The 14261-nt window shown below is 60.8% G+C and carries 8 protein-coding genes and 1 pseudogene; 7 read left to right on the forward strand and 2 right to left on the reverse strand.

Annotated elements, in window-relative coordinates; translation table 11 throughout:
• The first annotated feature begins 82 nt into the window (after window positions 1-82).
• Together ACX80N_RS09530 and ACX80N_RS09535 are read left to right on the forward strand one after the other, a co-directional pair.
• Window positions 83-504: pseudogene (locus ACX80N_RS09530) on the forward strand (recombinase family protein).
• Window positions 501-614, forward strand: coding sequence for a helix-turn-helix domain-containing protein (locus ACX80N_RS09535; RefSeq protein WP_459339182.1), 114 nt, complete (start codon window positions 501-503; stop codon window positions 612-614). Before ACX80N_RS09530 ends, ACX80N_RS09535 begins: the two are co-directional and overlap by 4 nt.
• Window positions 615-673: 59 nt before the next feature.
• Here ACX80N_RS09535 and ACX80N_RS09540 read toward each other — a convergent pair whose 3' ends face one another.
• Window positions 674-1309 carry an SHOCT domain-containing protein gene (locus tag ACX80N_RS09540; protein ID WP_459339183.1) on the reverse strand — a complete coding sequence of 212 codons (636 nt, stop codon included), beginning with the start codon at window positions 1307-1309 and terminating at the stop codon, window positions 674-676.
• Window positions 1310-1911: 602 nt separating this feature from the next.
• Window positions 1912-3777, reverse strand: coding sequence for a hypothetical protein (locus tag ACX80N_RS09545; protein WP_459339184.1), 1866 nt, complete (start codon window positions 3775-3777; stop codon window positions 1912-1914).
• A gap of 616 nt (window positions 3778-4393) precedes the next feature.
• On the opposite strand from ACX80N_RS09545, the gene ACX80N_RS09550 reads away from it, so the two are divergent.
• The 5 genes from ACX80N_RS09550 to ACX80N_RS09570 all read left to right on the forward strand — a co-directional run bounded on the left by ACX80N_RS09550 (window position 4394) and on the right by ACX80N_RS09570 (window position 14176).
• The gene (locus ACX80N_RS09550) at window positions 4394-5503 is read left to right on the forward strand and encodes a hypothetical protein (protein WP_459339185.1); all 1110 of its coding nucleotides are present in this window, start codon (window positions 4394-4396) and stop codon (window positions 5501-5503) included.
• Window positions 5473-6051, forward strand: a complete 579-nt coding sequence (locus tag ACX80N_RS09555) for a hypothetical protein (RefSeq protein WP_459339186.1) — start codon at window positions 5473-5475, stop codon at window positions 6049-6051. Before ACX80N_RS09550 ends, ACX80N_RS09555 begins: the two co-directional genes overlap by 31 nt.
• A gap of 83 nt (window positions 6052-6134) precedes the next feature.
• On the forward strand, window positions 6135-8774 hold the full coding sequence (locus ACX80N_RS09560) for an NACHT domain-containing protein (RefSeq protein WP_459339187.1): 2640 nt from the start codon (window positions 6135-6137) through the stop codon (window positions 8772-8774).
• Window positions 8775-8802: 28 nt separating this feature from the next.
• Window positions 8803-9960, forward strand: coding sequence for a hypothetical protein (locus tag ACX80N_RS09565; protein ID WP_459339188.1), 1158 nt, complete (start codon window positions 8803-8805; stop codon window positions 9958-9960).
• A gap of 1099 nt (window positions 9961-11059) precedes the next feature.
• Window positions 11060-14176, forward strand: a complete 3117-nt coding sequence (locus ACX80N_RS09570) for a DUF3427 domain-containing protein (RefSeq protein WP_459339277.1) — start codon at window positions 11060-11062, stop codon at window positions 14174-14176.
• The last annotated feature ends 85 nt before the right edge of the window (window positions 14177-14261 follow it).

The following is a 14261-nucleotide window of genomic DNA, read 5'->3' on the forward strand; positions in this document are numbered from 1 at the left end:
CTAAGCAAGGAACTGGCCAGTTTTGGCGCGGAAGATTTCAAGGAGTCTCGGGGTGGGACGAATCGGGTACGCCAGAGTCAGCATGCTGGAGCAAAGCGCGGATCTGCGGCACGCAGCGCTCACCGCGGCCGTCTGCAATCGGATCTTCATCGATCACGGGGTGTGCGGGACGAGGGCGAGTCGGCCTGAGTTGGACAAGCTCCTGAATCATCTCCGGGCGGGGGATGAGATGGTGGTCGGGAAGCTGGACCAGCTGGGGCGGAACACTCACAACCTGCTCGCGCTCATTGATGTCCTCGAACACCGGGGCGTGCACTTCCTCAACGTCACCGAGGGCATCAGCACGACCGGTCCAGGGGTCGGGCGATGCTCACCGTTCTGTCTGCTTTGGCTCAGCTCGAGAGCGACCAGCTAGCGGAGCGGACTAAGGCCGGCGTGGCCGCGGCCGCCGAGCACGGGCGGAAGGCGGGCCGGCGGGAAGTCACCGCCGACATGCGAAGGTGAAGCGTGCACGGGACTCGAAGGCGCAGGGTTTGGCTCCTGCTGATATCGGGAAGATCATCGGGGTCAGCCGGGCCACGGTGTACCGCTACCTGGCGATCACGAGTACCTAGGTGGTCGTGAGAGCAGTTCCGCGTCAGCCGCGGATTCCGCTCGTTGGAACGGCGTGGTGTCAGAGACGATTGAGCAGCTCGGTCTTTTTCGACGTGAACTCCTCCTCGGTAAGAATTCCGGCATCCCTCAGGCTCGCAAGTTTCACCAAATGATCCGCAATGTCGGGTTCGGGCGTCGCCGTTGGCGCCGCTGTTTCGTTTCCATCAGTGTTTCGCGGGGATGAGCGGTCTTTGACAAAACCGGAGAGAAGCGTGAGCGCTTGCTCGGTGACGCCCGGGGTTCCAGGCACCGGCTCTAAGTCCAGGGCAGGTGTCTCCACCTGGCGGTCAGCGAGAACGAGGGCCAGATGGGTGAAGAGCTTGTCAGGCAGTTTGATGAGTGACTGCTTTCCATCCACCCATGTGACGCGGACGGTCCGAGGCGGACGCACTGCGGAGTCAATGGCGGCCCCAACTGCGGTGGACGCGTTTTTACTGATAAGGCGAGGCAGGAGGGCGCCGGTGATGGCTTGGCCGACTGCGCTGGCTGCCCCGCTTTTTTGATCCGAATGGACTTCTTCCCACTCGGCAACTTGCGTCTCGTTGAGCTTCCGCCGTTTGAGGCCGGCCTGAACGACCAGGTCACTTCCAATGGTCGCCGGCTGAACTGCGGCGTTTAGGTAGTGGCCTCCGACAACGCGCCCATAAGTCAACATACGAGAACCATATCCGCGCCAGACGATGTGGATGCTAAGTGTGAACTTGGTGGAGGAGTGAGTGGTTTGATTTATTCGCTTCGCACGAGTTATACACCTAGCCGCCGGCCGGAGGTCTATGGCCGATGACGCTAGCCGGTGGTAGGCAATCGTGGAACGCGGCTAGCTGTATGTGAGCCACTCCCGATACCGCCGCGCTTGAGAGCAGCTCAGGCACTATCTACTTTCTTTCGTCGGCAGAGAGCTACCTCCCTAAACAGCGCATGCCCTAGGTGGGATAATGAGCCTGTGGCCACGGACAGCAGGGACAGCTCTCCTCAGGTAATCCGATGCGAGCACTGGTCTGAAGAGCTTGGTCGCTTCGGCGGGTGGCATCATCACCGAGGCCCCCACGCGTGCGACTGGGGGAACCACGATGACGAGTGTCCGTACTGGGCGAGCGTAGGTGGCCGACCGGACTCCTAAACGCAGCCGGGCAGGAGCAAAATCGCCGCGACCATCGGAAAGCGGTTCTGTTGCATGCTCTGGCGAGGTGCGAGAGGAGCGGTTTCTTTAGACGCTGCATTTAGTTGCCGTGAACTGGCGTTGAAACGCCCTTTCGGTCAAATGCCCATGTCGTCATGGACCCCCACCGAGGCGAACATGACTCTGCCTTCTGTCCCCCGCCAGAAATGCATTCTGCGTGCCGCGGCCACACCGCTCTGCAGCGCCACCCGCCAGGCAGTGCCGTACTCGACGTGTTCGATGAAGCCAGCGTCACCCCTGTGTCCGCTGCGGAGCCGGTGCATGTCCCGCCCAGGGGAGGTATCGGCGATGCCGGTGAGCACCTCCACGGCGACCGCGACGATCTTGGATCGGTCAACACCCTGGATCGTCTCGACACTGGGCAGAAAGTTGTCGGTGAAGCCGTACTCCGCCAGCGACATCTCAGTCTTCGAAGGGGCCGGGATGCGGGTAGCCCACTCCACGTAGATCTCATGGCGGAACTGCTCGGCGGGGTCGGTGAACATTAGGCCGATGTCTGTGGCTGCGGTGATCTCTCGGGAGAGTTGGCGGGCACGGGCAGCGCGGGCCTGTTCGGTGCGGACGCTCTCGCGCAGGCGTTCGTTCTCGTGGACTAACGCGGTATTCTCTACGGCCAACGTGTCAGCATCACTGAGCGCCCGGGTCAGGTCACCGACGAGTTCGATCCGCTCCCGCGTCAACAGGGCAACTTGCCGCTGGGCCTGATCTAGAGCAGCCCCACCTGCGCCTGGGGAGGGTAGGGGGTAGACCGGCTTCTGGTTCGACGCTGCACGACGCAGCTCTGTGGTCTCGGCTTCGAGTCGGCGGTTCGTTTCGTCGAGATTGTGCAGCGTCGTCCGGATCAGCTCCAGCGCGGAGCCAATGTCGGTGTGTACGGCACCGTGTGCCACAGGAGCTGGCGGGGCACCATCCTCATCGACCGCGGCCCGCGTGTCGTCTTCAGTTGGGGCGGGTCTTTCCTCTCCTGAATCTGGTTGCGGCTCCGCAGGCTTGATGGGCTCAGCAAGATCCAGGGGCGGCGGTGCGGTTCCCGGGGTCCAGACAATCCATGGCTCGGCGCCGACGCAGAACGGCAGGGCCGGAGTAATCGACTCAGGGTTGGGGTTGTCCTCAGCAGAGAACTTCCAGGCCTTACCGTCGGCTCGGCCGGAAAGCTCAATGCGGATCACGATGACGCTACCAGGCTCCATTTGGGAGGCATGGCGGACGACCAGGCCAGGAAACAGGGCCACGCGCTTCTCGTTCAGGACCAGGGCCGGGAGGATGCTGCCGACGCGGGCGTGGGCGACGGCCTCGGCTACGGTGTGGATGCCGGAGGTGACGGTCAGCAGCCCGTCACGCACGGTGCCAACAAGCTTCTGGCCCGGCGTGAACAATCGGTCCGGCTCAACCCCCGGTGCTAGGGCGGAAACGTCGATGCGGGCTACTCCCTCGGCGAGTTGCACCATCACACTGTCAGGTGGCAGCACCCAAGAGACCACGCACTCTACTGTCTCGGGTTCCTTTGCGCGCACCGGGCTGCTCGAGGTGGTCTTTGGCGGCGAGTACGGGTCCAAGGCTTCAACGTCCTTGGCGATGAGGTCCACGGCGTCGCGCGCCTCGGCGTCGGAGAACGCCAGGCGTATGACTGATAAGCGCTGGCTGGCATGCCATGCATTCCCGGTGGGGTAGGTACGGGAAGGACCGCCATATACCGCCGTCTCAGGGGGCATGGCGTCCTCGAACGTGTTCGCAACGTGGGCGGCCAGAACGTAAACCGAGGCGCTCGTGCCGAGCCGTCGGGCGACAGCGGCAGCATCGATCCGGGTTCCCTCTCTGAGAGAGGAAATCACTACCACTGGGTAGTCACGCTCGGGATGGCACAGGAGGGCCGCGAGCTCGATAGCGCCCTTGCCGGTATCGACGGTTTGGTACTCGGTGACTGATTGAGACGCGGTGATCAAAGGGGTCCTCCAACGGTGGGATTCCAGCCACCATGTGCGGACGACGGAGGCCACCTCCACAAGGCTGGCTTAGTGATGATTGGGACGACAGCTTAGCTGGGATTTTTCGCCGAGCACCCGACCAGTTCGTTGTCACACTTTGAATCTAACTTCGATCGCTCACCGTCCTAGGGTTGGCCGACCGATGCGTGCTGCACACACTCAAAATTGGAATAAGTTTGGTCGTAAGCGGGATGCTCTCTCCAAGAGAGGGTGGGAGTTGCCCTGGTGAACTACTTCTCGCTGGTTCTCCTTGCCATGATGGACCGTCGGCAGAGTGAAACAGGCACACCACGGGGCGGTCAGCATCAACCTGGGAAGGAACAAGGGATAGGAGGCCGGTCCGCACCCGCACGCCGGCGACCGCGGGAGCAAGGCAAACCTCCACCAAATTTTCTTCGCGCACTTGGGAATCGGCCGTCAAATTGACAAGCTCATTACTTCCCGTTGCGGGCGCCCGCGCGCTGGCATCTTCACCGTTTTCTTGGGTGCACCGCAAGGCGTATCGGCTTTATAGTTCGTGACCGCACCGTCAGTCGGTGAACTGCTTCTTCATTGTTGTCGATACAGTGGGAGTATGCCTCGCGCCTACGGTTTTCGTGTCTACACGGTTGAAGCCTTCATGAACCGCAAGAAAGGTCAGACACCTTTAGACAGCTCGTCAACCTCCAGTGTCCGCGATCAGATCCTCATGCTCTTGGAGAGAATCCACGCTCAAGGGACTTGGCGGTTTGCGCCGAAGCCTTCGGTCGATGGTGAACCTGAGCGCCCGACGCTGACGGCGACCTTATCAGCGCCAACCGTAATCAACCAAGAAGTGATTCATTTGGAGATTGCCACCGGCGAGACGGGCAGCCACGGTTTCGCGACTCATCCAGTCGAGGCCGCTATGAACATCGCGAACCGTTCAGCTGAGCGGCCGCACATGATCACGCTCGTATTCTCACCGCAGACCGCTACCCGCTTCATCATCGTCGCCCAGACCGCATACCGGCGTGACGCCGTCAGTAGATTTCTGTCGATGCTCACTCGGGAGGGTATCGCTTGGAAAAAGGAGCGCATTTCCGCCCAGGAAACGACGCGGGCCGCGGCGAGAGAAGCTGGCGCTTCCTTACCTACGATGCGCCCAGAAGCGCGGCTTCTCTTCGAAGCGAAGCAGGCGGCCGATAACGCATATCTCGACGAGATCCTTCAGGGGGCCAAGTCGGCAGCGGCCACGTTTACGAGCCGCATCAGTTCCAACCGGGGTGGGAACGCGGACCGAGTAGCCAGGACCCTCAAGATCAGCCTCATCGACGATCAACAAAGGCAGATCGCCCCGCGGGTCGGTCGAAGGTGGGTGGGGCGTCGCCGTGACGGAGCATCGACCACTCAGCGCGAGGGAGTGTCGGAGGTCTCTGCTTTGCTTGAGTCAGAACATCTGTTGGACGAGCATGAGGGAGAGCGGTATGACGAAGTGTCGCTTAGCATCCGCGGTGCCTCCAACGAGACTACGACAATCGCGGTCGATACTCTTCGTGATGTCTTCACATACTCCGTCTCTGACGGCTCTCCAAGTGCTTACTTCTACTACGAGCACGTCTCGTCGAGACTGCACACGATTGCGATGCAGGACGGGCTCCATCTCAGCAAGATTGATCCTTCTGAGGTGCAGGAATGTCTGAGCGCTTCGACCTCCGGCCACTGATTCGAGGGCTGAGCGACGGGCTGCGGAATCGACGTGCGGATGCTGAAATGGAAGTCCCCGATGTGTGGTCGCGGATCGTCCTCTTCGGAATCCCAGCGCTGATCCTCGTACTGATGGTCGCCTTTCGCGTCGAATTGACACATGCTGACCAGCTCTTGGCCGGTGCTGCCCTACTCTCAGCTGCGCTGATCGGAGCATTTGCTCAGATCGTGACCTGGCGGGAACGGATTCTGAGGAGGAATCGGGAGGTTGAGCGTGTAAAGGTTCGCGCGCTGAATGAGGCGGGAGCACACGTGCTTGTCTCACTGGTCATGTCCGTAGTGGTGACAGCGGCGGTATTCGTGCTCGCCAACCTGAACTTGACCTGCGTCTCCCTGTATGTACACCTAATTGCTTGGATCCTGAGTGCCACCAGCGCGGCATGCTTTGCCTATGTCGCGCTCTCGCTGATCATCGTCGCGAACCTCCTTTGGGACGCCTTCGAACGCGAAGAACAGGACATAGCTGAACAGAATTCATCACAGTACCCGCCGAATGACTCATGTTAAGTGCGATTTACGTCTAGGATCGGGGCGGGCTCCCGCCCCGATCAGGAAAACGCAACTATCGACTGCCAGGGGGGGTATTGCCAATGAGCGGCGTCGATACCGTTCGCGGCATCAACTACCAGCATTGCCAGGCGATTCTCATCGCTCTAGACGTAGCCGCTGACGACTCGGTGCTCGGAATCCGCGTCGAGGGAGCCGTAGACGCCCTGGATCTGGAAGTCATCGCGGATGCACCTGGCGGGGCCGGACCGTTCGTGGTTCGCGGATTGCAGATGAAGTCTCGTCTGCAGCCCCACACGTGGGCGCGAGCCGAGTTGCTCGCCATCGTTCACCGGTGGGCTGAACTGCCGTTGAGTGCGGGCTCAAATTTTTCTTTGCTCACAGACGGCGCTCTTGGGCCTTCCGGGTATGCGGTTGCTGCTGCGTTGGACGAAGCTCGCGACGGCAAGTACGACGTTGTCGCAGAGCTTCTCGGAGTAGATGTCGAAGACCCCTTGTGCGCAATCATGGGGCGTGCGCGAATTGTTTCGGAACCGGGCTCCGTCGAGGCGCTGCTCCTCTCAGCTGAGATGGAAGTCAAGGCCCTGCTTGAAACTGGTCCCACTCATCCAGACGCCGAGAAGGACGCTGCAGACCGGGTCAATGAGCTGTTCCGTGTCATCTCTACTCGCTCGGGTTTGCCGGACTTGGACAACCGCTTCATCTCGAGGGACGAAATTGTCGCCATTGTCGGCGACATCGCTCGACTTGCCGAAGCCGACCGCTGGGCTGGCTCCCTGGCCGCGGAGTACCTAACTGCGGTGGCGTCGGAGCAGATCGACAACCTCGTCGTGCCGACGTTGAACGCCAGCTGGCAGAGCCCACCCATTCGGCTGGAGGACCTCGATCTTGTTAGTGGTCCACTCCTGATGACGGGAAGGACCGGTTCGGGCAAGTCCACTTTGTCGCGTTTGTGGCGTCGCGGTGCTGCATGTGCCGGTGGGAAGGTTGTCGTGTGTCACGCCGAGGCGTATCTGGCGCAACGGTTAGACCGATTGGTGGCCGATGCCGTAGGTACCGCGGTGGGTCGAACGTTGTCGCGCAGGGTGGGCCGCCAAGTACTAGCGGATCCCAGTGTGACCGTGATCCTGGATGGTGTTTCTGAGCTTCCGCAGCGGGTAAGATCCGAGCTCGCCGCAGATCTTCGTACACACCTTGCAGAGGCCCACGGGTCACGGGTGGTCGGGGTTGGGCGCGACGAGGGGGTGGGCTCTACCGTTTTCCCGGCCTCAGTGACGGTTCAACGGTTATACCCGCGCGCGTTCGATCGTCCGGAGAGGCTCATGTTGACCGCGAAAGTGCTGGGTGAACCTGAGAGCGGCGTTTCTAGGCCTGTTACCGTCGACGGTGGGGAGCCAGCCGCTCTATCTGGATTCAGTGGAGGCAATATAGCGGACTTTTCTCCTCGCTGCTATGAGGCGTTGGCGCAGGTTGAACATGCATTGGGCGATGCCGCCGGCAATCCGATGCTGCTCGAGCTAACGCTGCAACTGGTGGTGGGTGGAGTCTTGTTCACCGACCGGGCTTCAGTGTACGAGTTGACTGTCTCGCGAATGTCTTACCGTGCCAATGGCGGCGACATACGCCTGGCGGTTGCTGTGCTCGGCGTCGTGTTTGCTGAGCTCCTGAATGAGGGGCGGCGGTTCGCAAACCCGTTGGAGTGGGAACGCATGATCGCCGGAGCTGCAGTGTTCCTTGAGCAGCGCGGCGTTGCGACCGATGTCACCGCCATTCGCGAGGCGGTCGCTCGAAGCGGCCTGATCAACGCCGTGATCACCGGGATTGGGTACACAACGCTCCGAGTGCCTGTTCACGACTCCTTTGCCGACTACTTCGCCGCTCGTGCACACGCAGACGGGCTGGTCCTCCTACCAGAGACCCTGCTCGAAAATGACGAGAACCGTTTGTGGTTTTCCTCCCAGATGCGGATGCTCAACGAGTCAGAGGTACTGGCAGTGGCCAACCAGTTGCCTTTTTCCTTGGTGCGGGTCAGTGAGTCGGACCACAACCCCATCAGCGAGCAGACGCCCGGAATTGTGGCCGCTTTACTGAATGCTGTCCTTCCCGACGACACCGACGTTGACGTGACAATGTGGCGAACGGCGAACGGGAAGACGATGGCTCAGGCCGGAACTAGAGCCACAACGTGGGTCGACTCGGCGCAGGCCCCGGCCGTCTTCGCGGGCCCGACGGTGGTGGCCGAAGACAGCGATGGGCCTACCGCGGTCGCGGTGCGACTGTGGCGACTTATCCTCAGGCAGCGGCTACGTCGCGATCGCCAGTTGCGGTCACGAGACCCTCGGTCACGTCAGGAAGCCTGCGACCAGCTGAGCGCACACTGCCGCGAGGTGATCGCTGCACTGACAACAGTCCTAGCTGAAATCGCACCACCCGGCACGATCAACCGATTGCAGGAGACCGTCGGCCCACTCGGCATGACCGGCGTGGTCTACGAACGTCAGGGCCGCGGCTTTGGTCCAGACAGGTGGCCGGTCCGGTATCGGCACACACAAGCCGTCGATTTAGCCGCTGCGTCTGACTCCTCCCCGCCGCCGGAGCCGCGAACCGGTGAGTACTCCGCGTGGACCGACGTGGTGTCCCGCGTCTCCACGTCACCGGAAGCCACCGCTGCTAAGGCTGTCGGTGAGGCAGTTAGCAAATTGACACGAAACCACTGGCTGTGAAGCAAACGACTCGCGGAAGGCGTATCACGTGACCTCTGGCGAAGACACCTCCCCTGAACTGTGGTCCGCCATCTGGAAGTTGGCCGAAGCCTGGTCGCAAACTCCTGTGGTCCAGGAGATCGCGGCAACGCTGCCCCGGAACCGTCCGTTGAACGAACGAGGAGAGAAAGCGGTCGGCATCCCAGCGCTCGTGCAGCACCTCGAAGTTCGCGCCGGGATGATGATGAAGCCTCTGATGTACGCCAGCCGTATCCCGGCGCTGCTTAATCAGAATTTCGTCGCTGGGTTCGGGATGCCCGCGGTCGACCAGGATGAGTTGGGCAAGTGGTTACAGATGACTGCGAGGTTGGAGGGCGCGCACCAAATCACCTTAGGTTGGTTACGCTCTTCACTGGCGGGGTACCCGCTTCTTCGTGCACCGCAGTTGGCGCCCAACACCCCATTAACGACCAGGGAGATGACGCCGCGCTACGTTTGGCTCAAGGAGGAGTTCGCTTCCGGTCTCAACCAGCGGGTTGCGCCACCTTCAGTGCCGGACCTGCTCGGCGCGGACGCGACGGGTGCGTCGCAACTTGACCAGGCTGCCCGCGACGTGAGTCAGGCGCTGACGAAGTCCCAGGCGTGGGTCGACTTTAACAGTGCATTGTGTGCCTTGGACGACGACACGAAGGAGGCGTTGCGAGCGGCTCGGCGCGAGCTTAAGGTGCGCCTGTCAGCCGAGGCCCTGGATGACCACGAGCCGAATCTCGCTCTACCGCGTGCCGAGTACCGCTCACACACCATCAAAGAGGTCGTCGAATCGCTTTCAGGCCCGGCGCGTGTCTACGCCGATGCATTCGGCGAGGTGGATCGGCTGTTAGGCCTTACTATTGGCGACATATTTGGGGAGCTGGTCCTGTTTGGCGAACCATGGCGGGTCCCGGTATTCAATGTCGAGACTCCGACGCCCGGAGAACCCATCGTCGGATTCGAGATGAGACCAATCGGACCATTCCTGACCGCCGGTCAGATTATTTGGATTACGACTGAAGCAGTTGCGGATGCGGTCAGGATCGAGTCGCACACGATGAAAATGGACCAGGTCGAAGGCATGCAGGATCACTTTGAAGCGCGTGTTCTTCTCAAGACCGGCGAGGCGTGGCCCGCGCCGACTATTCACATACTGAGCAAAGACGACCCGCAGTAGCCGAACACGCTCGAGCGCGCGGATGCACCTGGCGGAATTCAACGCCCGCCGTCATGAAAGGTTGCTGCACATCCCCGCTGAGGCGATTCGCCTTGCGCTAGGGGTGACGGCACAAAGCATACGGAGATCGGCAGATCCGAGCGTCTGCGCAGCTCCGTAGCATCAGATCTCACCCACATACCACCTAAGGTGATTTGGCTACGGAACGTGGTGGAGTTCCGCTTCAACCTCTTAGGATATCGGTCAATCTTGAATGGCTTTAACTAAAACGGAGCTGAAGTGCCCCTTTTGCAAGAACCACTTAGGTTCTCTACTGGTTTCTCGTCGGCCGCCCGGTATTCTGAACCCGGAGCTCAGCGTCGCGCCCGGTCGTAAAAAGCAGGTGCCGTAGATGCAGCAACTTCCCACTCCCAGCAACACTCAGGACCAGCAACGCACCCCGCCCTCACAGCTGCACTTCATCACGGAACTGGGTGGGACAGTGCCAGCCAGTTCGACCTAGTTTCAGTATGTGAACGCGCGGTCGGGCATGCGGCCGCCCTCCTCGGATGCGAGAGCGGTTTCATCTCGATTTTTCACGAAGCCGAGGACTACTACCGTAGGGAAGTAGACCAAGGTGTCGGCTGCCGCAAGGGCTAGACCTTCCCGCTGCCCCAAGGCCATACGGGGTAAATCGTCAAAACGCACGGTACGGTCATCCTCCATCGTGACGCTCGCGTGCCCGTCGGCCACGTCGACCTAACTAATCCGCGGTAGTGAGCGCCGTGATCGGTGTCCCGATCACCTCGGCCGGCCGGACAGCATCTGAGATTAATGGACATCGTGCTGTGGATGCACGGAATCGACCTTGGGCTCACGGCCCAGGATGACGATGAGGTTACCGATCCTGAGGATTAGCAATGGCAACCATCCTCGCTCGCCCGTTGGGCGGCATCAGCACAGTATCGCGCTAGCAGCTGTCTACTAGGGAAGCCCGTGGTGCTCTCTGAGCCTTGGAAAGCATCATGTGAGTACTTGTCGGGTCGGCGTGCAGGAATATGTCGCGCCACGGACCTACTCTGAGACGGTGAACGTAACCGATGGGGGAGTGGCTGGGCAGATGCTGTCCGAGGGTCTCTATGAAACGCTTGTTACCCGCTTACTCGCTGAGCGCCTCGCGGGTGTAGCCGAACTCGAAGTAAGAGTTCAACCACTAGGCGAAAGCGACGCTCTTGCCGCCGTTTCTCGGCACCTCGCCAGAGTTATAAATGTAGCGTTGACTAAGACCGAGCCCGAGAAGCGGCTCGCCCTAGCAAACCAGCTTCTAGTGGTGCTGTCAGCGAAGGATGCAATAGATCAGGGACCGTCACAACTCCTATCGCTACATAAGCCCGAGTCAGTGAAGCGGCGCGACCTGCGGCGGCCCGCAACGGCACTCTCCGACTCAGCGCTCTTGACGAACGGTAGAGATGAACCGAACTTGGCGGCGGAGCTGCGCGCTGAGATTGAGTCCGCCAACACCGTTGATCTTCTCTGTGCCTTCGTGCGATGGACCGGGCTCAGGCTTCTCCACCCGGCTCTCGAGCGATTGACCGAGCGTGGGGTAAAGCTTCGCGTCATAACGACCACCTACATGGGCGCTACTGAACGCCGAGCGATTGACGAGTTGGTGAATCGATACGGCGCCGAGGTGAAGATCAGTTACGAATCGCAAGCGACACGGTTGCATGCAAAGGCGTGGCTGTTCCGTCGCAACACCGGTTTCGACACGGCTTACGTGGGCAGCTCGAATTTAAGCAAGGCAGCTCTAGTCGACGGGCTGGAATGGAACGTGCGTCTCAGCTCCGTCGCCACGCCAGACCTCCTCAAGAAGTTCGAGGTGACCTTCGATAGTTACTGGGCACAGCGCGCCTTCCAGGCCTACGACCCTGAGCGGGACGGCGACAAACTTGATGCGGCGCTCGAACGCAACGGTGGTCGCCGCACCGGTGCGCCGAAGGCCGAAACCGGGCTTGAGGTAGAGCCGTACCTGCACCAAGTCGAGATGCTCGAGGATCTCGAGTCTGAACGACTCAAGGGCCACACGCGGAACCTCATGGTCGCGGCAACCGGCACCGGCAAGACCGTCATCGCCGCTCTTGATTATCAGCGTCTCTGCGAAGCAGCAGGCCGGCGCCTCAAGCTGCTCTTCGTGGCGCACCGACAGGAGATTCTGAAGCAAGCGCTGAGTACATATCGCACCGTGATGCAGGACGGCGCGTTTGGCGAGCTCTACGTGGGAGACAACAAGCCAACACAGTGGAACCACGTCTTCGCATCGGTGCAATCGCTCGCTTCGCGCGGAATTGAGACGCTGGACCCAAGATCATTCGACGTCGTCGTCATTGACGAATTCCATCATGCGATGGCTCCGAGCTATCGCCGCCTCATCGACCATCTCCGCCCTCAGCAGTTGCTTGGGTTGACGGCCACTCCTGAACGGGGTGACGGCGTGGACGTGGCCCAACAGTTCTTCAATGGTCGGACTGCAAGCGAACTTCGCCTCTGGGATGCTTTGGATGCTGATCTCCTGGTGCCGTTTCATTACTTCGGCGTGTCAGACGACGTCGACCTCAGCCAGCTGGAATGGAAGCGCGGCAACTACGACGTTGCACAACTCAATCGCCTCTACACGGGTAACGACGCCCGCGCAACGAAGGTGATTCGAGAACTGCGTGACAAGGTCACCAATACCGATGACATGCGCGCGCTCGGGTTCTGCGTGTCCGTTCAACACGCGCACTACATGGCGGGGGTGTTCAACCGTGCGGGTATACGATCGCTCGCCGTCGATGGCGGTACCGACGACGCTGCACGGGCGCTCGCCCTCGCGCAATTGCGAGATTTGACTGTCAACTGCGTCTTCACCGTCGATCTCTTCAACGAAGGCCTCGATCTACCGCAGGTCGACACGGTGCTCCTCCTGCGTCCCACCCAGAGCTCGACCGTTTTCCTCCAGCAACTCGGCCGTGGACTCAGGAGAGCTGAAGGGAAGTCCGTACTCACAGTGTTGGACTTCATCGGCCAACAACGCCGGGAGTTCCGGTTCGACCTCCGGTACAGAGCCCTCACCGGTTACGGGCGGAAGCAACTTGAGAAAGCTGTGGAGGACGAGTTCCCATACCTTCCGTCGGGATCGCAGATCATCCTCGATCGTGTCGCTCAGAAGGTCGTCCTCGACAACATCAGGTCTCAGCTGCGGTTCAACCGGTCGCAACTCGTTCAGGACATCGCCTCCTACGGCGAGACGAATTTGGCTGCATATCTCGAGAAGTCCGGCAGTGACCTTAAGCAGCTGTATCGGAACACAAAGGACTCCTGGACCGGCTACCTCCGCCAGGCCGGCTTGATCGGTTCTCTCGCGGAAGCGGGCACGGGTCAGCAGATCCTCGAACTCTCCAGTCCAGACGAGCAAAAGCTTTTCGGTCGGATGGTGCGCTTCCTCCACGTCGACGATCCCGAGCGCGGAGAGGCCTATACAAAACTCGTTGATCCGGCGTGCCCGCCCTACGCCGAACTCGGTCCGCGCGAGCAGACCTACGCGCGGATGCTGTTCTACACGCTGTGGAACGACGGCGGAGGATTCAGCACTTACGACGCGGGTCTTAGCCACCTTCGCCGGTACCGCTTCGTGTGCAGCGAGATTCAACAGTTGATTGAGCTTGGAGTGGCTACGTCGCGTCACGCGGGCAAGGGCCTTGGCTTGGGTTTGCAGCACATCCCACTCCTGTCGCACGCGACATACCGTCGGGAGGAGATACTTGCAGCTCTCGGTTATGGCTCGCTGGAATTAGGTAAGAACGTGCAGCACCGCGAGGGCGTTGCCTGGTGTCCTCAAACCTCGACGGACGCCTTCTTCGTAACGCTCAACAAGGACGACAAGAATCATCCAGCGTCGACGATGTACAAGGACTATGCAATCAGTCCGGAGTTGTTCCACTGGGAATCCCAGAACGCGACGTCGCCCTCAAGCCCGACTGGGCAGCGGTACTTGGATCGGAAGAGCCACGGTTCTTACGTCCTGATCTTCACACGGCCCACCGCGGAGGACGAGACCGGACTTACGGTGCCGTACACGTGCCTAGGCGCGGTCGACTACGTGCAGCACTCGGGGGAGAAGCCCATCGCGATTACCTGGAAGCTGCAGAGGCCAATGCCGGCCGACGTCTTTGTGGAGGCGGCAGCGGTGGCGCAGTAGTCGATCAGCACTTGCAGAGGGAGTCGTCAGTGGAGCTCACCATGCTCAAGCTCACGCTACAGCAGCTTCCCTAGCCGAAGCAGGT

The sequence above is a fragment of the Arthrobacter sp. MDT2-16 genome, assembly GCF_054510925.1.

Excerpts from the sequence above, each read along its gene's own strand:
- ACX80N_RS09555 (WP_459339186.1), top strand. The coding sequence starts at position 5,473 with ATGTCTGAGCGCTTCGACCTCCGGCCACTGATTCGAGGGCTGAGCGAC.
- ACX80N_RS09560 (WP_459339187.1), top strand. The coding sequence starts at position 6,135 with ATGAGCGGCGTCGATACCGTTCGCGGCATCAACTACCAGCATTGCCAG.
- ACX80N_RS09550 (WP_459339185.1), top strand. The coding sequence starts at position 4,394 with ATGCCTCGCGCCTACGGTTTTCGTGTCTACACGGTTGAAGCCTTCATG.
- ACX80N_RS09540 (WP_459339183.1), bottom strand. The coding sequence starts at position 1,309 with ATGTTGACTTATGGGCGCGTTGTCGGAGGCCACTACCTAAACGCCGCA.
- ACX80N_RS09570 (WP_459339277.1), top strand. The coding sequence starts at position 11,060 with ATGCTGTCCGAGGGTCTCTATGAAACGCTTGTTACCCGCTTACTCGCT.